Below are 19,218 nucleotides of genomic sequence, written 5' to 3' on the forward strand. Positions count from 1 at the left end.
TGTCTCTAACGCCGCTCAGTCGACTCGCGATCAGGCTCGGCCGACTCGGAACCTCCGCCTATGCTGTCCTCGGTGCCGTCAATCAGCTTGCGGATATTGCTGCGGTGGCGCCAGAACAGGATGCCTGTGATGATCAGCTGCATGCCGACCAGTTCCGGTTGCGGGCGGAATAGCCAGACGATGATCGGCGCTAATGCCATGGAGATTAGCGCCGAGAGCGAGGAGATCTTGAGGCCCTTGGCGACGAACAGCCAGATGCCCGCCACGCATAGCCCGATGGGCCAGAACAGGCCGAATTGCACGCCAAGCGCGGTCGCCACGCCTTTGCCGCCGCGAAACCCAAAGAAGACCGGAAACAGATGCCCGAGAAAGGCCGCGAGCCCCACGGCCGCCAGGGTTCCAGGGGCAGCGCCGAGCAGATGCGCTGCGACCATCGGCAGCAGGCCCTTGAGGCTGTCGCCAAGCAGGGTGATGGCGGCGGCCCTCTTGCCCTTATCGCCGCCGATGCGCAGCACATTGGTCGCGCCCGGATTGCCCGAGCCCTCGGTGCGCGGATCGGGCAGCCCCATCAGCCGGCAGACGATGATGGCGCTCGACACCGAGCCGAGCAGATAGGCGCCCACAACCAGTGCGAGCGGGAGCAATAGAGCAAGCATGTTCATGGCGGCCATTTGACTGTTTGGGAGGCTTGGGGTCAAGTGGCGGGCTGGTCATGGCTCCATCAATCGCCTATCCTCACGCCCTGTTGTTCCCGAACAACAGGGAATTTGGGCCTGGTTTTGGGCCGGGCGACGGTCGCGGGGGACGCCGTGAGAACATCCCTGTAGGCTTCCCAACGGCATCCATGCCGCTGAACCCCCCCGGCACCCGTTGCCCTGCCCAAAACCAATAGAGTTATTTCTGATCGCCATAACACACTTGACGCGCATGGATATTGTCTTTCTAACCGGCCTGCGGATCGAGACCACCATCGGCATCTATGAATGGGAGAAGTCGATTCGCCAACCCGTGATTCTGGACATCGAAATGGCGGCCGATGTCGCCGCCGCGGCCGCGCTCGATCATATTGACGAGACGCTGGACTACAAGGCCGTGGCCAAGCGACTGAAGGAATTTGTCGGTGAAGCGCGCTTTGAGTTGGTTGAGAGCCTGGCCGAGGCCTGCGCGACCCTGATCCGCGAGGAGTTTAGCGTGCCCTGGGTGCGTCTGCGGCTGAACAAGACCGGCGCCGTGACCGATGCCGACGGGGTCGGCGTGATCATCGAGCGGGGCAGCAGGGCTTAAGCGTGCGCTGCTGGATCGGTGTCGGCAGTAATCTGCGGCGTGAACCGTCCATTCGCGGTGGTCTGCATGATTTGCAGCGACGTTTCGGGAGCTTGCGCATATCGCCGGTTTACGAGACCGAGGCCGTGGGCAGCGACGGTCCGCCATTTCTCAATTTGGTCGTTGGTATCGAGACGCGGCTTGCCGTCAGTGCCATCAACGCGCTGCTGCATGCAATCGAGGACGAGCATGGTCGCGTGCGCGACGGGGATAGGTTCGCACCGCGCACGCTCGACCTGGACCTGCTGACCTATGGCGCCATGGCCGGCGAGATCGAAGGCTATCGGGTGCCGCGCGCGGAAGTTCTCGACTACGCCTTCGTGCTGGCGCCCCTGGCGGCGGCGGCGCCCCAGGAGCTCCATCCCGAGCTGGGACAGAGCTACGCCGACCTGTGGCGCGATTTCGACCTCGCGGCACGCGGTCAGGCAGCACCGATTGAGCAGTCGGGCTTGTTTAGGGGCTGATATTTTCAGCGCCCGCATTTCGCGCCAGCCGCTCGCGCAGGCGCTGAAAGACTGCCAGCCGTTCGGACGCGATCCGCCCGTCAGCGACGGCGGCACGAATGGCGCAGTCCGGCTCTGCGTCATGGCGGCAGTCGGCAAAGCGGCACAGGCCGGCGTGCGGGCGAAATTCCGGAAATCCCTGCTCGAGCTCGCTCGCGCTGAGCGGCGGTAGCCGGAAGCTGCGCACGCCGGGCGAGTCAATCAGATGCCCGCCACCCGGCAGGCGATAGCAGCTTGCCGCCGAGGTGGTATGCCGCCCGAGTCCCGTCGCCTGCGACAGCTGCCCGATCTGTATCTCCCGATCAGGCAAGAGTGCCTGAACGATCGAGGACTTGCCCACACCCGATTGGCCCACCAGAATGCTGGTCTGATCACGCAAATAGTCGTTCAGCGGCTCGAGTCCACGCCCCTCGCGCGCGCTCAGCGACAGCAGGGGATAACCGATCCGCTGGTAATCGGCCAGACTGGCGATGAAATCCGCCTCGGCTTGCGCGTCGAGAAGATCCAATTTGTTGCACAAGAGCAGCGACCGCACGCCGATATGCTCAGCGGCCACCAGGTACTGGTCGATGAGATCGCCGGCCGGCGCCGGCTCTGGCGCGCAGACAAACACCAGTCGACTGATATTGGCCGCGAGCGGCTTGCTGCGTCCTGTCGTATCCGGGCGGCTCAACAGCGAATGGCGCGGCTCGACCGCCGTGACTACGCCGCTCCCCGCGCCTGTGGACTCCCAGATGACCCGGTCACCGCACACTGGATCGCCGATGTTGCGCCGGCTCACGCAGTGGATGATCTGCCCGTCCTCGCACGCCACCGCCAGATTGGCGCCATGGCGCACTGCGACCAGGCCGGTCTGGGGCGCCCCAGCACCGGTGTCGGCAAGTGCCTCCTCGGTGCGGATCTCGCGCTGCTCGCGACGACGCGCCTGGATCGCCCTGACGCGCTTGAGTTGCTGCTCTGACAGGCGTCGTCGCGGCATGCCGGGTGCTTGACAGGCGCGGGGGCTAAAGTGGCTGGGCTGACAATGTCTGGGCTGACAATGTCTGGGCTGACAGCATTTGTGCTGACAGTGTCATGGCTTGAAGTGATAGTAGCGATCGTTCAGCAGCCCGGTGACGTCCATGATCTGATCGTCGAACCAGCGCAGCTCCAGCGAGGATTCGCACCGGCGCACCTGGGACTCAAGCCCGCTCAGCGAATTGATCATCCGGTCATCGCGCGTGTAGACCTCGGTGCCATGACACTTGGTGCAATTGGCGTCGTAGAGACCTTCGGCCGCGGCTGGCTCAGCCGGGGCCGCGCTGGGCGCTGACAAAGGTAAGGCCGACAATAATGCGGCGGCGCAAGCCCCGGCCCACAATGTGATGCGCTCCGGGCGGTTCGGCTTAGTCTGGATTGGAGTCTTCATTCTGCGGTCTCCTGTGGTTCAATGATGGTGTGGTTCTGATGATGGCCAGGCACGGAGTTGGTGACTTCGGTTATCCTCGCCAGCTGCGGCAACAGCAGTGCGTTTTCGGCTCGAGCCCGGGATGCCATATTGTTTGGCAATGCAATCTTGCTATTGTATGGCGCCGGCTTGTTTCTTATCGTGCTGGCTCTGACCTAGTGCAGCCGGGGAAATCCAGGCGCGTGATTTGACGGAACGGGACGTGACATATCATGGCGGGCAACGAAGATAACCTGATCTGGATGGATCTGGAAATGACGGGTCTTGATCCCTTTACGGATCGAATCCTCGAGATGGCGGTCATTATCACCGACAGTCACCTTGAGGTGGTGGCGGAAGGGCCTGTGCTCGCGGTGCGCCAGTCCGAGGAAGTTCTGGCTGGCATGGATGAATGGAACCGTCAGCATCATGGTGACTCGGGTCTGATTGAGCGGGTGCGCTTCAGCGATCAGGACGAGGCCAGCGCTGAGGAACAGATGCTGAGCTTTTTGCAGCTTCACTGCAAGGCCGGCAAGTCGCCCTTGTGTGGCAACAGTATCTGTCAGGACCGCCGCTTCCTGGCCCGCTTCATGCCCCGACTCGAGGCGTTTTTGCATTATCGCAACCTGGATGTCAGCACGCTGAAGATTCTCGCCCAGCGCTGGGCGCCGGCCGTGGTTGATAACTTCAAGAAAAGCAATCGGCACGAGGCCCTGTCCGACATCCGCGAGTCCATCGACGAGCTCAAGCATTATCGCGCCGAGTTTTTGTGCGTGCATTGAGGGGATTTGCTGATTCCCCGCGGCACGGATGCGAGTCACTTTCGTTTCAGGATACGAGCCACTTACCCTGCTAAGGTCAATAGGCTAGCCATGACACTCCCGTCCAATGCGGTGCACCCCCAGTCTCCGCCTCTGAAAACACGAACAGCCCTCATTTCGCCCATCCGGCGCGGTTGGCCAGTCTGGCTATCCAGGCTCTTTCTGCTGCCGCTGTTCGCCTTTTGCGGCATGCATCCAGCAGCAGTGGCCTCCCAGGCCGGCTGGCCGCCCAGTATGGCGGCCCTGGATTTTCTGCCTCCGCATTTTGTCGAGCCGGCCAAGAAACAGCGCGAGCGGCTGCAGCCAGAACCGGCCGCCGCTGGCAATCCGCCACCCGCGCAGCTGCTGGAGCAGGCACAAGCCGCGCTGCAGGCTAAAAATCCCCAGCAAGCCTTTGACTTGTATGCACGCGCTCTAAAGCAGGGCGGTGTTGGGCGCTATTCCGCCTGGTTTGGCTTGTCACGCGCTGCGGTGGCGAGTCGCCCTGACGGCTGGAAGGAAAAGCGCCAGATGCGGCAGGAGGCCATTGGTGGTGCCATCAATGCCTATCTGACTGCGAATGATCGCACCCAGGCGGCCAACTCGCTGGCATCGCTCGGGCAGGCGCTCGAGCAATGGCCAGACTGGCGCGCGTCAATTCGCGCCTGGCGGGCGTCTCTGGCACTGGCGGAGAACAGCGAGTATCGCGCCCATCTGGATAAGCTGGTGGCCAAGCACGGCTTTCGTATTATCGACCATGAGGTATCGGCAGACGCGCGCGACCCGCGCATCTGCGTGAACTTCTCCGACCCGCTGGCAATGGACGGGGCGCCGCTGTCGGACTATGTCACCGTCGATCGCCCCGACCTGGCGGTCGAGCCGGAGGAAGGCTCCATTTGCATCGACGGCGTGCGCCATGGCGAGCGTTATCGCATCGGTCTGCGCGCCGGTCTGCCGGCGCACGACGGCGAGAAGCTGCCCAAGACGGTCGAGCTTGAGGTCTATGTGCGCGATCGCGGTCCCTCGCTGCATTTTCCCGGCCGCGCCTATGTGCTGCCGAGTGGCGGCGGCGCCAGTCTGCCCATCGTCTCGGTCAATACCGATGTCATTCAGGCCAGCCTTTACCGCATCGGCGATCGCGCGCTGGGCGGCTTTGCCGCCGACGAAAACCTGTTCGAGACGCTGAACGAAGACAGCGCCAGTGAACTGGCCGAGCGCTCCGGGGAGCTGTTGTGGAAAGGTGAGTTCGATGTGCGCAACACCCTCAATGAGGACATCACCTCCACGCTGCCACTGGCGGAGTTGATCGGTGAGAGCGCGCTCAAGCCTGGCATCTATGTGCTCACGGCGCGCTCCCGTGAGCGCCTGGAGCAGGATTACAGCTACGCCACCCAGTGGTTTGTGATCTCCGATCTCGGCCTGACCGCGCTCAGTGGCGACGATGGCCTGCATGCGCTGGTACGCTCGCTCGCCACCGCCGAGCCGCTGGCGAATGTCCGACTGCAACTGCGCGCGCTCAATCAACAAGTGCTGGGTGAAGCCGTTACCGACGCGCGCGGCCATGCCCAGTTCGACCCCGGCTTGTTGCGCGGCACCGGCGGTAATCGCGCCGTGCTGCTGAGCGCCGAGAGTTCGAGCGGCGACTATGGTTTTCTCGATCTCGACGGCAGCCCTTTTGACCTGACCGACCGCGGCGTAGCTGGCCGGCCGGCGCCAGGCCCCATCGACACCTTCCTGACCAGCGAGCGCGGTGTCTACCGCCCGGGCGAGACGGTCGCGCTCACGGCCCTGACGCGCGACCCGAAAGCGCGCGCGGTCGTCGACTTGCCGCTCACCTTCATCATCGCGCGCCCGGACGGCGTCGAGTTTCTGCGCCAGCGGGTAACCGACCAGGGCCTCGGCTCTTATGCGCTGGAGCTTGCCTTGTTGCCGGATGCCATGCGTGGCACCTGGCAGGCGGCCCTGCATCTGGACCCGGACAAGCCAGCGCTCGCAACCGCCAGCTTCCTGGTCGAGGATTTCGAGCCCGAGCGGCTGGAATTTGATTTGACCACCCAGGCCAAGCAGATCGATCCGCGCGATCCGCCAGTGCTGGCAATCGATGCACGCTACCTCTACGGCGCGCCCGCAGCCAATCTGCGCGTCGAGGGCCAGGCGCGGGTGACCGCAAGCGACAGTCTCGCGGCCTATCCCGGCTATCGCTTTGGCCTTGCGAACGAGGACTTCACCCCCGAGCTCGAGCTGTTCGAGGCCGCTGAAACCGACTTAAGCGGTCAGGCCGAGATACCGGTCGCGCTGCCAGAGGCAGTCTCGGCAAGCCAACCGCTGCGGGCGAAAATCAGCGTGCGTGTCATCGAGGGCAGCGGCCGGCCGGTCGAGCGGGAACTGCAACTGCCGCTTGCCGACGAACGCTCACGACTTGGGCTCAAGCCACTGTTCGACGGTTCGCTGCCCGAGGGCGCCAACGCCGCCTTCGAATTGCTCGCGCTTGATGCGGCCGGCGAGCCCATGTCCGCCGATGACCTCTCCTGGACCTTGTCGCGCGTGACCACATCCTTCCAGTGGTATCAGCGCGACGGCGACTGGCGCTTTGAGCCCATCAAAGAACGCCGGCGGGTTGCCAGCGGCACTCTTGACACCGCCGCCGCAGCGCCGGCCAAGCTCGAAACGCCCATCGACTGGGGCGCCTATGAGCTGGAAGTGAAGGCTCCCTCTGGCGCTTTGGTGCCGGTCAGCCTCGCGTTCGACGCCGGCTGGTATGTCTCACCCAAAGCCTTTGATACCCCGGATGCGGTCAAGCTGGTGCTCGACAAGGCCGACTATCGCGTCGGCGAGACCGCACGGGTGCATCTGGAGCCACGTTTCCCGGGCCTGGCGCTGGTCATGGTTATCAACCAGGGCATCGTCGCCATGCATCCGGTGCAGGTGTCGGAGGAGGGCGCCGAGATCGAGCTGCCCGTCACCGCCGATTGGGGCAGTGGCGCCTATGTGACCGCGGCGCTCTACCGGCCGCTCGATGTCGCCGCCAAGCGCATGCCCAAACGTGCCATTGGTCTGCAATGGGCGGGGGTCGATCCCGAGGCGCGCAAACTGGATGTCAAGATCGATGCACCCGCGCAGGTGGCGCCGCGCGGCCCCTTACCGATCGGGCTTGAGATCGCCAACCTGCCCGCCGGCGAAACTGCCTATCTGACCGTCGCTGCGGTCGACGAGGGCATCCTGAATCTCACTGATTTCAAGACCCCGGCACCGGATGCCTGGTACTTTGGCCAACGCCGGCTCGGGCTTGAGATTCGCGACCTCTACGGGCGTCTGATCGATCCGCTGCAGGGCGAGCCTGGGCGTCTGCGCAGCGGCGGCGATGCTGCTGCCCTAATGCGCATCGATGGTCCACCGCCAAGCGAGGCGCTGCTCGCCTTCCATTCCGGCGTGCTCATGGCGGATGACCAAGGCCGCGCCCAGGTCAGCTTTGATCTGCCGGACTTCAACGGCCGCGCGCGCCTGATGGCCATGGCTTGGACCGAGGACGGTGTCGGCCATGCCGCGGCCGATGCCCTGATTCGCGATCCCGTCGTGGTCAGTGCGTCGTTGCCACGTTTTCTGGCACCTGGCGATCGCTCGCGACTGCTGATCGACCTAACTCACGTCGAAGGGCCGGCCGGACAGGTTAAGTTGGAACTGGCCAGCGGCGGCGAGACCTTGGCGCTTGACGGCCCGACAATCGCCGAATTCACCCTGACCCCGAAAGGCCGCGCGAGGGCGGAATTTCCGCTTAAAGCCCTGGCCACCGGCACCGGCCAGCTCGATCTGGTGCTCACCACCCCGGATGGCAAGCGGCTGACTAAGGCCCTGCAGCTGCAGGTGCGCGACCTGACCCCGCCGGTGCAATTCACCGAGCAGCGGCGCATCGTTCCCCGCAGCCCCGGACTCGAACTCGGCGCCGGACTGCTCGGCGATGCCGCCAGCCACGCGCTGGTCGCCGGCAGCGAATCCTGGCAGGTCTCAGTCACCGGCGCCGGGGCACTCGATCTGGTCGGTCTGCTGCGCGCGCTTGATCGCTATCCCTATGGCTGTTCCGAACAGCTGACCAGCCGCGCGCTGCCGCTGCTCTATGTCGACACCCTGGCACTGGGTCTGGATCAGGACAGCGACGGCAAGCGTCGCGAACGGGTCGAGCGCAGCATCCGCGAGCTTGCTGGCAAGCAAGCCAGCGACGGCAGCTTCGGTCTCTGGTCGCCCAATGACGGCAGCAATCAGGACCAAGAGCTGTGGCTTAACGCCTATGTGACGGACTTTCTCACCCGCGCCGCCGAGGAGGGCTACCAACCGCCAGAAACCGTGTTCTCGCTGGCGCTCGATAATCTGAAAAACCGCATTGCCTACAGCAGCGACTTCGATAACGGGGGCGAGGGGATCGCTTACGCGCTCTATGTGCTGGCGCGCAACGGGCGCATTTCGCTCGGCGATCTGCGCTATTACTTCGAGACCAAGCTTGAGAACTTCGCTACCCCGATGGCGCGCGCCCAACTCGGCGCGGCCCTTGCGCTGCAGGGGGCTCAGCCACGCGCACGGGCAGCGCTGGAGTCCGCCTACCAGTTGTGGCAGCAACAGGCCAACGACCTCGGTAAAAACGGCCTGGATGACAGCAGCTGGCGGCCGGACTTCGGCTCCCATCTGCGCGACGGCGCGGCGGTGCTAGCGCTCGCGGCCGAGCATCTGCCCGACGCTCCACCAATGGATGGACTGGCGCGGGCGGTCGATTCCCTGGCGACAATTAAGTCCGAAGGTGGCGGTCTGAGCCGCAACCTCAGCACGCAGGAGCAGGTCTGGCTCGTGCTGGCAGCGCACGCGCGCATGACAGGTGCTACCGCGCCCGTGCTGCAAATCGACGGTCAGGATCATAGCGGCCCCTGGAGCGGGCGCTTCGATGCCATCGATCTGGCCACATCGTCTGTGGTCATCCGCAACCTCGGCGAGCAGCCGCAAATCGCCATGGTGACCGTCACCGGCCAGCCGCGCACGCCGCCGCCCGCCGGCGGGCAGGGTTACCGCATCAGCCGCCAGTACTATGACCTCACTGGCGCCCCGGTCGATGTGGGCTCCGGGGATGTTATCCGGGTGCAGCAGGGCACGCGCCTGATTGCGGTGCTCGACATCACCGCCGACCAGTCTGGCTCCGCGCGCCTGATGATCGAAGACCCGCTGCCCGCCGGTTTCGAGATCGATAATCCGCACCTACTTGCGTCCGGGGATATCAGCGGACTGCCGGCGCTCAAGCAAGGGCCGCAACCGCTCGACAGCCCCGCGTACCAGGCATTTCTCGCCGACCGCATGCTGGCTGCGGTCACTCTCGGCGAGCGCGACGATGAGCACTTCCGCCTCGCTTACGCGGTGCGCGCGGTCTCGCCAGGAGTCTTCGCGCATCCGCAAGCGCGGGTGGAGGACATGTACCGACCGCAACAGCGCGCTTGGACCGATGCTGGTGAGGTAGAGATTGTGCCGTCGCGCTAAGACCCGTGCGGGTCGCGCGAAATTGCGCTTGTGGCTGGTATAGAATGTTCCGAAATACAGCAGACCAGGGGGGTAGAATGGATCGCATCAAACGGGTAGGTTTCGTCGGCTGGCGCGGCATGGTTGGCTCTGTGCTGATGCAGCGCATGCGCGCGGAGGATGACTTCGCACTCATCGCCGAGCCGGTGTTTTTCTCAACCTCCCAGCAAGGCGAGCTTGGTCCGGATGTCGGCCAAGGTGCACTGGCGCTGCGCGACGCAAGAGACCTGGACGCACTGGCAAGCATGGACGCCATCGTCAGCTGCCAGGGCGGCGATTACACCACCGAGGTCTTCGCCCCGCTGCGCCAGCGCGGCTGGAAAGGCTATTGGATCGACGCCGCCTCGACGCTGCGCATGGCTCCCGAGAGCACCATCGTGCTCGACCCGGTCAACCGCGCCCTGATCGAGGACGCCCTGAGCGCCGGGCGGCGGGATTTCATCGGCGGCAACTGCACCGTCAGCCTCATGCTCATGGCCATCGGCGAGTTACTGCGACGCGATCTGGTCGACTGGGTTAGCGCCATGACCTATCAGGCCGCCTCCGGAGCCGGCGCCCGCAACATGCGCGAGCTGCTCGCTCAAATGGGCGCTCTGCATGCCGCAGTCGCTGCTCAGCTTGATGATCCCGGCAGCGCCATTCTCGACATCGACCGCAGCGTCACCGAGACCATGCGCGCGCCATCCTTTCCTGACCAGCTGTTTAGCGTGCCCCTGGCTGGCAGTCTCATTCCCTGGATCGACAAGCCGATGCCCGGCGGTCAAAGTCGCGAGGAATGGAAAGGTGGGGTGGAAACCAATAAGATTCTTGGCCACACTGAGATACGTATCCCGGTCGACGGTATTTGCGTGCGGATCGGCGCGATGCGCTGTCACAGCCAGGGCCTGACAATCAAGCTCAAACAGGCCATCCCCGAGGATGAAGTCGCCGATATCATCGCGACGGCCAATCCCTGGGTGCGGCTCATCCCCAACGAGCGCGAGGCCAGTATCGCCAGCTTGTCCCCGGCCATGGTCAGCGGCACCCTGGATGTCCCGGTCGGGCGCTTGCATCCGCTGGCCATGGGAGCGGAGTATTTCGGCGCTTTCACCGTTGGCGATCAGCTCCTGTGGGGCGCGGCCGAGCCGCTGCGGCGCATGCTGCGATTACTGCTTGAGCAATAGGCGATTGTCGGAATTTTTTGTACGCTATTACGCATTCTTGCCACACATACGCGGATTATCTGTTACTTTATAGGGAAAGAAATCCGTGGTTTGCATGTGCTTTCCAGCCTAGGAGAGAGGATGTCTCGCTTCGCATCGGTCTTACTTGCTTTGTCTCTGGTGTTTGCCTCCGCATCGTCGTGGGCGCTTGGGCTCGGTTCCCTGGTGTCGCGATCGGCGCTCAATCAACCATTCAAAGGCGAAATCCAACTCTTCGACGCCAAGGCGGATGAACTCGACAGCATCCAGGCAAAACTGGCGAGTCCCGATGAGTTTGAAAAGGCATCGGTTCCGCGCCCGTTCTTTCTCACCGAGCTGACATTCAAGCCTGGGCTGAATGACGCCGGTGATCCGGTCATCCTGATCACCAGCCGCAATCCCATCCGTGAGCCCTTCATGGACTTCCTCGTCGAAGTGGTCTGGGCGGAAGGGCGTATCGTCAAGGAATACACCATTCTTCTCGACCCGCCGCGCGCCGGCGTTGAGAGCCCCGAGGTCGTTATCAGGGGCCAGCTGATCAGCTCCGAGGAGTTCGAGCCCGAGACTATCCCGAGCGAGACCGCTGCCGCCGAGACGGCTGCGAGTGACGCTCCCGCTGAACAAGCTGCCCCCGAGGAAGAGCTCGCAGCGGAAGAGGCTCTAGCGGAAGATGCCTTGGTGGAAGAAACCGCAGCTGAAGCAGTCTTAGCGGAAGAAGCCGCAGAGACAGAAACGGCAGCTACAGAAACCTTGGCTGAAGTGACTGCCGCGGAAGAGCCCGTGGCAGAACAAGCCGCTACCGCCGTCGCCGCGGTCGGCGAGCAATTTCCGATCCGCTATGGCCCAGTGCGCCCTGGTGTCGGACTTTGGCGTGCCGCGAGCACCCTCGCCCCCGAGGGCGCGAGCGTCCAGCAGACGGCCATGGCCCTCTATCGCAGCAACCCCAAGGCTTTTGGCAACGGCAGCGTCAATAATCTGATTACCGGCTCCAATCTGGTCATCCCCTCGGCCGCCGAGCTGTTCGCGCTCGACCCCGATGAGGCCAGCCGCCAGTTCAAATCCGCCCTGGCCGGAGAGCCGGTTCAAAGTACGCCCTTGGCCGGCGATCTGACCGAGCAGCTTGCCAGCGCGGAATCCGCTCCAACCGAGGAAGGCGCTGCTGCAGCCGATTCGGTAAAAAAAAAGCCTGAATCTCCTGACCTAAGCGCTCAGGAAGAGGATCAGAGCAGCACTGCTCGGCAGGCTGAATCCGACAGCCAGATCCAGCCGGAAACCCCGAGCGCGGTTGCAGCAGAAGAGGGCAGTGAGCCCACTGCCGAGATCGCCGCCGCCGAGGACGGCGAGGCCGAACCGGCAAGCGCCGAAACTCCTACGACTACCGAGACCGATAGCCAAACTGCTGAGACCGACGCGGCAGGCGAGCCTTCGGATCAATCTCCGCCCGCACAACAAGCCACGACGGCCGAGACTGAGGAGGCCACGGACGCAGCGACTTCCGCTGCTGCCGATCTCGCGGCAACGACTGAGACGGAAACGCCCGTCGTAGCCGCAGATGACGACGCCGTTGAGGGCGAATCGGCACTGGCGGGGTCTGAAGCTCCACCTGAGAGCCCTGCATCCACAGGCGATGAGCCAGCGCCAGACGCCGGGCTAGCAGACGCGCCTGTCTCTTCAGACGTTGCCGCTTCCGAGCTGACCGCTCAGGCAGAAGACGCCCAAGCTGCGGCTGAGCCCGACACTGGTGCCGGCGACGGTGTAACGTCAAGCACTGCATCTCCTTCCGATGCATCGCCGGATGAGACCGCTGCCGCCGGCGCTGAGGCGGAAGCAGAAACGACAGCGGCGGAGAGCGCCACAGACGACTTGGCACCAAAGGGATCTGACTCTTCCGCGCCAGGTCAATCCGCCGACACCGAAACCGCGGCAGAAGCAGGACCGACAGGGGCTCCGGATAGCGCTTCACCAACTGCTGCTTCATCAGAGGCTGATTCACAAGCCGCGCAGCCGAGTGACGCGGAGCAAGCCGCCGCGCCGCCCGCTGGCGCCGATGAAGCCGCGATGCAAGAACGCATCCGGGAGCTTGAGTCCCAGCTGAGCAAGCTTGGCACCCTGCTTGAAGACCAGGCCGCGCAGCCGAAGTCAAAACCCTCGTTCTTTGGTCTGGACCCCACTGTGCTCTGGTCCCTGGCGGGCGCAGGCGGTGCGCTGGTGCTTGCCCTGCTCGGCTTCCTCGGCGTCAAGGCGGTCTCCGGACGCGGCAAGTCGAAGGCGGACGATGACGCGAGCGCCGACTCGCCGGAATCTGAAGGCGAGGTGCTCGAGGAGATCGAAGTTGATCTGTCCGAGATCGATGAATCCATCGCGCCGACTCAATCCGCCGAGTCGCCCGAGCCGCCACCTGAGCCGATACCCGCCCGTAGAGGCGCGGCAGCTGAAACAGCCCCTGCGCCAGCCTCGCAAAAGGAATCCACCGCTGCGGCTGCGGCGGCACTCGCACTAGAGCCGGAACCCGAGCCCGCGCCGATCCCGCGAGCTTCGGTCAAACCGACAGCGCCAGAGCCCGCTCCGTCTCCGCAGCCTGCTGCGCCTGCCCCCGAGCCGGCGCCGACACCGGAGGCTGCCGCAAAGCCTGCCGAGCCCGTGCCGACACCGGAGGCCACCGCACCTGCACCGGAGCCTGTGCAGACAGCAGAAGCTGCCGCGCAGCCTGCTGAACCGGAACTAGAGCCCGCCCCTACACCGGAAGCTGCCGCGCAGCCTGTTGAACTGGCACCAGAGCCCGTGTCCACACCGGAAGCTACCGCTGAGTCTGCCGCGCCAGCCCTCGAGCCTGCGCCGATACCGGAAACTCCAGCGCATCCGGCTGCGCTAGAACCGGAGCCCAAGCCTGCGGCAGAAGGAACACCGCCGGCCCCCGCCTCAATTCCAGAGCTCGAACTCGAGCTTGAGCCCGAGCCTGCGCCCACCCCAGAGGCCAATGCCGCGCCCGGCGAGCCGGCTCCAATTTCGGATACCGAGGCCACACCCGACGAACCGACGCCAGCGCCGGAAGCCGAGGACGCCCCGCCCGCGGCTGCTCCAGAGCCCGAGCCACCGGCGCCGCCACCAATACCCGAGCCAACACCCGAGCCAACACCCGAGCCGACACCGGAGCCGACACCGGAGCCGCCGCCCCAACCGGCCCCGCCAGCTGCAGAGACCCCAGTACCCTCTGCGGCCGAGCCGCCGGCAGAGGCCGCGGCCAGTGTCGGCGAGCTCGCCGTGCTGGAGAAAAAGGCGCTGGAAAAGGCCGACGGCTATCTTTCCTACGGACGCCACCGCGATGCCCAGGCTGCCCTGCTGGCCGCGCTCGCGAAGTTGCCCGATTCCGACGCCTTGCAGCTCAAGCTCGCCGATGCTTATGCGGCCGGCGGCGAGAAGGAAGAGTTCAACAGCTTACGCCAGCGAATGGTCTCGGGTGGTATTCCTGACCGGCATCCCATCGCATGGAGCGGGATACTTGCCAGCATGACTGCCGCTGCCGAAGATGGCTCCTCCGCCGCGCCGGAACGGCATGCGCGCCTTGACCTGCTCGAGATCGCCCCGGGTGATCCCGATATCGATGTGTCCCTGCCGTTGCAGGATCTCGACCAGCAGCTTGGCGACGACATGCCGGGTGATAGCGCGTTCGCCGATTTGGACGAAATCGGCGGCGATATCGAGGACGGGCTGGCGGAAGATTTCGGTCAGGAAGACAAACAGGCCGATGCTGATGAGGATCTGATGCCGCTCGATTGGCCTGACATGGAAGAGGACATCGGTGCGCCAACACCAGCACCAGCACCCGAAGAGCCGAGTGCGCTGCAGCGCGCGGCGCAGGCCGCCAAAGCGGGTCGCGGAACCGATCCCTTCGAGGAGTTGATCGCCGCCGAACTGGGGCAGGCAGAGGAACAACCTGCGGCCGCTGGAGATGCTCCCGCCGGCGACGTTCTGCCGGACCTAGACTTGACACTCGCGCAGCCACCGGCCGCGGAGCAGGCGGCTGAGGATGACGAGCTGCATATACTGGATCTGCCCGATGAGTCTGAGTCTCCGCTAGGCCCCGAGCTTGCTGGAGATGCGGCTGCGGATATCGAGAAGTTTCTCTCCGGTGGGGGAGAGCCGGAACCGCCAGGACTGGAGCTGCCAGAGCCAGATCCGGAGGTCCAGTTGGAGTCGACCGGTCTGGAGCCCCTGGATCAGGATGCATCATCCGAGGCCGGGTTCTACACCCAGATGGTGCCATCATCGGCACCACCCGGGCAGATGCCGTCGTCGGACTTGCCCGATCTCGACATGGGGCTGCACGATCTCGACTCTCTGGGTGCCCCGGAAGCTCCGTCGCCAGAACCGTCACCAGAAAAAGCCGCGGAGCCAGAACTGCCAGCAGTCGGTCCGAGTGCATCCCCCGAGCTCTCGAGCGAATCAACCGCCACGGCAACGGTCCCCGGTGAGCCTTCGGAGAAAAAAGATTCCTTCGCTCTCGGCAGCAGTTCCGATCAAGAAGGGTCCGATCAGCATGGATCCATGTTCGGCGACGAATCGCTGATGATGCCGGACAGCGGCGCGAGCGATGTGCTGTCTTCGCAGTGGCGCATGGACTCGGCGATGTGGGATGAGGTCGCCACCAAGATGGATCTGGCCTTTGCTTACATTGAGATGGAAGACACCGAAGCGGCGCGGGCAATTCTCGAGGAAGTCATTCGCGAAGGCAGCGACGAGCAGCGTGCCGAGGCTGAAGGGTTACTGAAAAAGATCGACGCCTGAATGGGCGTCAGCGCGGCCGAGGCCACCCGCATCGCGCTCGGCATTGAATACGACGGCAGTCCTTTCAGCGGCTGGCAACTGCAGCACCACGCCCCGACGGTGCAGGAGGCGGTGCAAGCCGCCGCCAGCCGGGTGGCGGATCAAGCGGTGGTGCTGCACTGCGCCGGGCGCACCGATGCCGGCGTGCATGCACTGGGGCAGGTGGTGCATTTCGACACCACCGCCAAGCGCCCGGAGCGTGCCTGGGTGTTGGGCATCAACACCAATCTGCCGCCGGAGGTCGCCGTGCGCTGGGCGCGCGCGATGCCGGCGGACTTTCATGCCCGCTTCAGCGCCTGCGCACGGCATTACCGCTATCTGATTCTCAACCGCCCGACACGCCCGGCGCTGCTCGCGCGGCGTGCCGTCTGGACTCATCGCCCGCTTGATGTCGAGCGCATGCGCGAGGCGGGCAGGGCGCTGATCGGCACCCATGATTTCTCGAGCTTTCGCGCCCTGGCCTGTCAGGCCAAGAGCCCGGTGCGGAGGCTAAAGTATCTCGAGCTCAAGCGTCACGGGGATTTGATCGAACTGGCGGTCGGAGCCGATGGATTTCTGCACCACATGGTGCGCAATATCGCCGGAGTTCTCATGGCTATCGGCCGCGGCGACGCCCCGCCCGAGTGGACCGGGGAGCTTCTGGCACTGCGCGATCGCACCAAAGGTGGTGTCACCGCGCCGCCGCATGGGCTTTATCTGAGCGCGGTCGACTATCCCGAACATTTCCAAATACCAGGTGAAACCGGGTCGCTGCTGGCCACATCGGGTATCTGAAAGGCGATTTTGGAAGGCTGATGGCGATAGTCTTGACCAGTCCGAGAGCGAGGATTGTCTAATCCACGCCGGCGCTGCCGCTTTTGCTTCTCGGGGTAAGACCCATTTGGGTAGAATATCGGGTTTGACTGAACGGATGCCGTCACTCATCAGATGAAGCGAACTCGGGTCAAGCTGTGCGGTCTGACGCGCGAGCAGGATATCCAGGCCGCCGTGGCCCATGGTGCCGACGCCATCGGCCTGGTGTTCTACGATAAAAGCGCGCGCGCGGTTGATGTCGAGCAGGCGCGGGCGCTCGCGGCTACGGTGCCGGCTTTCGTCACCCTGGTTGGGCTCTTTGTCGATGCCGACCCGGCACTGGTGCAGGCGGTGCTCAAGCGCGTGCCGCTGGGGGCGCTACAGTTTCATGGCGCGGAGCCGCCAGACTATTGCTGCGCGTTCGATCGCCCATGGATCAAGGCGGTTGCCGTGCGCGAGGGAGTTGATCTGGCGCGCATCGACAAAGATTATCAGAGCGCGGCCTCGCTGCTGCTCGATACTTACGATCCGAAAAAGGCCGGCGGCACTGGACGCTGCTTTGACTGGGATCTGGTTCCTGCCTGGCTCGCGCCGCGCAGTATTCTGGCCGGCGGCCTGACACCGGAGAATGTCGCCGCGGCTATCGCCCAAGTGCGACCCCATGCGGTCGACGTGAGCGGCGGGATCGAGCAGGACAAAGGCAACAAGGACAGCGCGAAAATCCAAACATTCATGCAAGAGGTAGCGAATGGCGACCAGTCTCGCTGAGGCACAAACTCCGCAACAAGCCGCCAGCGGCTATGCACTGCCAGATGCCCAGGGGCATTTCGGCATCTACGGCGGCATCTATGTGCCAGAAACACTGATGCATCCGCTCGAGGAACTGCGCGCTGCCTACGAGCGCTACCTGAAGGACCCGGAATTCATCGCCGAATTGGACGCTGACCTGCGCGACTATGTCGGACGCCCCTCGGCGCTCTACCATGCCGAGCGCTGGTCACGAAAGCTCGGCGGGGCGCAGATTTTCCTAAAGCGCGAGGACCTCAATCACACCGGCGCGCACAAGGTGAACAACACCGTCGGCCAGGCACTGCTCGCGCAGCGCATGGGCAAGACGCGCATCATCGCCGAGACCGGCGCCGGTCAGCATGGGGTGGCGACGGCAACGGTTGCCGCCAGGCTCGGGCTGGAATGCATCGTCTATATGGGCGAGGTCGATGTCGCGCGTCAGGAGGCCAATGTTTATCGCATGCGCCTGCTCGGCGCCGAGGTGGTGTCGGTCAAGTCCGGCTCGCGTACGCTCAAGGATGCGCTCAACGAGGCCATGCGCGACTGGGTTACCAATGTCGATAATACCTTCTACATCATCGGCACCGTCGCCGGCCCGCATCCCTATCCGGCCATGGTGCGCGACTTCCAGGCGGTGATCGGCCGCGAGACGCGCGCTCAGATGCTTGAGCGCACCGGCAAGCTGCCGGACGCGTTGGTTGCCTGCGTCGGCGGCGGCTCCAATGCCATCGGTCTGTTTTATCCTTTCATCGAGGATACCGAGGTCGAACTCCATGGCGTCGAGGCCGGCGGTGAGGGCCTGTCCACAGGTCACCATGCCGCGCCCCTGTGCGCCGGCACCCCGGGCGTGCTGCACGGCAACCGCACTTATCTGATGGAAGATGAAAACGGCCAGATTCGCGAGACCCATTCAATCTCCGCCGGCCTGGACTACCCCGGTGTCGGCCCGGAGCACGCCTGGCTGAAGGACAGCGGCCGTGCCCGCTATGAGGCAGTCACCGATGACCAGGCACTCGCGGCCTTTCATGATCTGACGCGCACCGAGGGCATCATCCCGGCCCTTGAGACCAGCCATGCGCTGGCCTATGCCGCCGAACTGGCGCCGCGCATGCGCCGTGATCAAACCATTGTGGTGAATCTTTCTGGCCGCGGGGACAAGGACATGCACACGGTCGCCCAGCTCGACGGAATTCGTTTATGAGTGCTTCAGTGAATCGAATCGCCGCGCGCTTTGCCGCCTGTCGCGAGCAAGGCCGCAAGGCGCTGATCCCCTTCATTACCGCCGGCGACCCCACAGCGGAGATCACGCTCGCGCTGATGCACCAGCTGGTCGCGAGCGGCGCCGATCTGATCGAGCTCGGTGTGCCGTTCTCCGACCCCATCGCCGATGGGCCGGTGATCCAACGCGCCACTGAGCGGGCGCTCGCCCAGGGGATGAGCCTGCGCCGCTTGCTTGCGCTGGTGAGTGAGTTTCGTGCCCAGGACAGCGACACCCCGGTGGTACTGATGGGCTACCTCAACCCCATCGAGGTCATGGGCTACGGCGAATTCGCCGCCGAGGCTGCGCGCGCCGGCGTCGATGGCGTGCTGATTGTTGATGTGCCGCCGGAAGAAGGCCATGACCTGGTCGCGGCGCTCAAGTCCCAGGGGCTGGATCTGGTTTATCTGCTTGCGCCCACCTCGGATGCCGGGCGCATCGAACGCATTGGTGCCATTGCCAGCGGCTTTGTTTACTATGTTTCGGTCAAAGGCGTGACCGGCGCCGGTAATCTCGATCTGGACGCGGTCGCGGACAAGCTGGCCCTGATTCGCTCGCGCATCGACTTGCCGGTTGGTGTGGGTTTTGGCATCAAGGACGCCGAGACCGCCGCAAAGGTCGCCGGCATTGCCGATGCCGTGATTGTCGGCAGCGCCATTGTCGGACGTATCGAGGCGCTGGTCGAGCGGCCGGATGAGATTCCCGCCGCGGTTGGCGATTTCGTGGCCAGTCTGCGTCAGGCGCTCGATGGCGCGAAGAGCTGAATAAACAA

The 19,218-nt window shown here is 64.4% G+C and carries 13 protein-coding genes; 10 read left to right on the forward strand and 3 right to left on the reverse strand.

What is annotated here, in order from left to right; all coding sequences use genetic code 11:
- Positions 1-5: 5 nt before the first annotated feature.
- A complete protein-coding gene (gene plsY / locus Thiosp_RS12510; protein WP_201068638.1) occupies positions 6-671 on the reverse strand; it encodes a glycerol-3-phosphate 1-O-acyltransferase PlsY in 666 nt (221 codons plus the stop codon).
- A 256-nt stretch (positions 672-927) separates the two neighbouring features.
- On the opposite strand from plsY, the gene folB reads away from it, so the two are divergent.
- Positions 928-1,284, forward strand: coding sequence for a dihydroneopterin aldolase (gene folB / locus Thiosp_RS12515; RefSeq protein WP_201068637.1), 357 nt, complete (start codon positions 928-930; stop codon positions 1,282-1,284).
- A gap of 2 nt (positions 1,285-1,286) precedes the next feature.
- A complete protein-coding gene (folK, locus tag Thiosp_RS12520) occupies positions 1,287-1,787 on the forward strand; it encodes a 2-amino-4-hydroxy-6-hydroxymethyldihydropteridine diphosphokinase (RefSeq protein ID WP_201068636.1) in 501 nt (166 codons plus the stop codon).
- Here the strand turns inward: folK and rsgA are convergent.
- Both rsgA and Thiosp_RS12530 read right to left on the reverse strand, forming a co-directional pair.
- Positions 1,777-2,805, reverse strand: a complete 1,029-nt coding sequence (rsgA, locus tag Thiosp_RS12525; protein ID WP_201068635.1) for a small ribosomal subunit biogenesis GTPase RsgA — start codon at positions 2,803-2,805, stop codon at positions 1,777-1,779. The two genes, folK and rsgA, sit on opposite strands and share 11 nt — an antisense overlap.
- A 93-nt stretch (positions 2,806-2,898) precedes the next feature.
- A complete protein-coding gene (locus Thiosp_RS12530) occupies positions 2,899-3,234 on the reverse strand; it encodes a cytochrome c (protein WP_242518887.1) in 336 nt (111 codons plus the stop codon).
- Between the two features lie 251 nt (positions 3,235-3,485).
- On the opposite strand from Thiosp_RS12530, the gene orn reads away from it, so the two are divergent.
- The 8 genes from orn to trpA all read left to right on the forward strand — a co-directional run bounded on the left by orn (position 3,486) and on the right by trpA (position 19,210).
- Positions 3,486-4,034 (forward strand): oligoribonuclease, encoded by a 549-nt coding sequence (gene orn / locus Thiosp_RS12535; protein ID WP_201068634.1) that lies wholly within the window; start codon positions 3,486-3,488, stop codon positions 4,032-4,034.
- Positions 4,035-4,262: 228 nt separating this feature from the next.
- Positions 4,263-9,563, forward strand: coding sequence for an alpha-2-macroglobulin family protein (locus Thiosp_RS12540; protein ID WP_201068633.1), 5,301 nt, complete (start codon positions 4,263-4,265; stop codon positions 9,561-9,563).
- A gap of 86 nt (positions 9,564-9,649) precedes the next feature.
- Positions 9,650-10,765, forward strand: coding sequence for an aspartate-semialdehyde dehydrogenase (asd, locus tag Thiosp_RS12545; RefSeq protein WP_201068658.1), 1,116 nt, complete (start codon positions 9,650-9,652; stop codon positions 10,763-10,765).
- Positions 10,766-10,885: 120 nt separating this feature from the next.
- Positions 10,886-15,568, forward strand: a complete 4,683-nt coding sequence (locus Thiosp_RS12550) for a FimV/HubP family polar landmark protein (protein ID WP_201068632.1) — start codon at positions 10,886-10,888, stop codon at positions 15,566-15,568.
- Complete coding sequence (gene truA, locus Thiosp_RS12555; protein ID WP_201068631.1) at positions 15,569-16,381, forward strand: tRNA pseudouridine(38-40) synthase TruA; 813 nt, start codon at positions 15,569-15,571, stop codon at positions 16,379-16,381.
- Positions 16,382-16,534: 153 nt separating this feature from the next.
- The gene (locus Thiosp_RS12560; protein WP_201068630.1) at positions 16,535-17,167 is read left to right on the forward strand and encodes a phosphoribosylanthranilate isomerase; all 633 of its coding nucleotides are present in this window, start codon (positions 16,535-16,537) and stop codon (positions 17,165-17,167) included.
- Positions 17,148-18,389 (forward strand): tryptophan synthase subunit beta, encoded by a 1,242-nt coding sequence (trpB, locus tag Thiosp_RS12565; protein ID WP_201068629.1) that lies wholly within the window; start codon positions 17,148-17,150, stop codon positions 18,387-18,389. The genes Thiosp_RS12560 and trpB overlap by 20 nt, the downstream gene beginning before the upstream one ends.
- Before the next feature lie 8 nt (positions 18,390-18,397).
- Positions 18,398-19,210 carry a tryptophan synthase subunit alpha gene (gene trpA / locus Thiosp_RS12570; RefSeq protein ID WP_201068628.1) on the forward strand — a complete coding sequence of 271 codons (813 nt, stop codon included), beginning with the start codon at positions 18,398-18,400 and terminating at the stop codon, positions 19,208-19,210.
- The last annotated feature ends 8 nt before the right edge of the window (positions 19,211-19,218 follow it).

The organism is Thiorhodovibrio litoralis (genome assembly GCF_033954455.1).
Taxonomy (GTDB): domain Bacteria; phylum Pseudomonadota; class Gammaproteobacteria; order Chromatiales; family Chromatiaceae; genus Thiorhodovibrio; species Thiorhodovibrio litoralis.

Coding starts and splice junctions, on each gene's coding strand:
- orn (WP_201068634.1), top strand. CDS start 3,486: ATGGCGGGCAACGAAGATAACCTGATCTGGATGGATCTGGAAATGACG.
- Thiosp_RS12530 (WP_242518887.1), bottom strand. CDS start 3,234: ATGAAGACTCCAATCCAGACTAAGCCGAACCGCCCGGAGCGCATCACA.
- Thiosp_RS12540 (WP_201068633.1), top strand. CDS start 4,263: ATGCATCCAGCAGCAGTGGCCTCCCAGGCCGGCTGGCCGCCCAGTATG.
- trpB (WP_201068629.1), top strand. CDS start 17,148: ATGGCGACCAGTCTCGCTGAGGCACAAACTCCGCAACAAGCCGCCAGC.
- plsY (WP_201068638.1), bottom strand. CDS start 671: ATGGCCGCCATGAACATGCTTGCTCTATTGCTCCCGCTCGCACTGGTT.
- Thiosp_RS12560 (WP_201068630.1), top strand. CDS start 16,535: ATGAAGCGAACTCGGGTCAAGCTGTGCGGTCTGACGCGCGAGCAGGAT.
- rsgA (WP_201068635.1), bottom strand. CDS start 2,805: ATGCCGCGACGACGCCTGTCAGAGCAGCAACTCAAGCGCGTCAGGGCG.
- folB (WP_201068637.1), top strand. CDS start 928: ATGGATATTGTCTTTCTAACCGGCCTGCGGATCGAGACCACCATCGGC.
- truA (WP_201068631.1), top strand. CDS start 15,569: ATGGGCGTCAGCGCGGCCGAGGCCACCCGCATCGCGCTCGGCATTGAA.
- Thiosp_RS12550 (WP_201068632.1), top strand. CDS start 10,886: ATGTCTCGCTTCGCATCGGTCTTACTTGCTTTGTCTCTGGTGTTTGCC.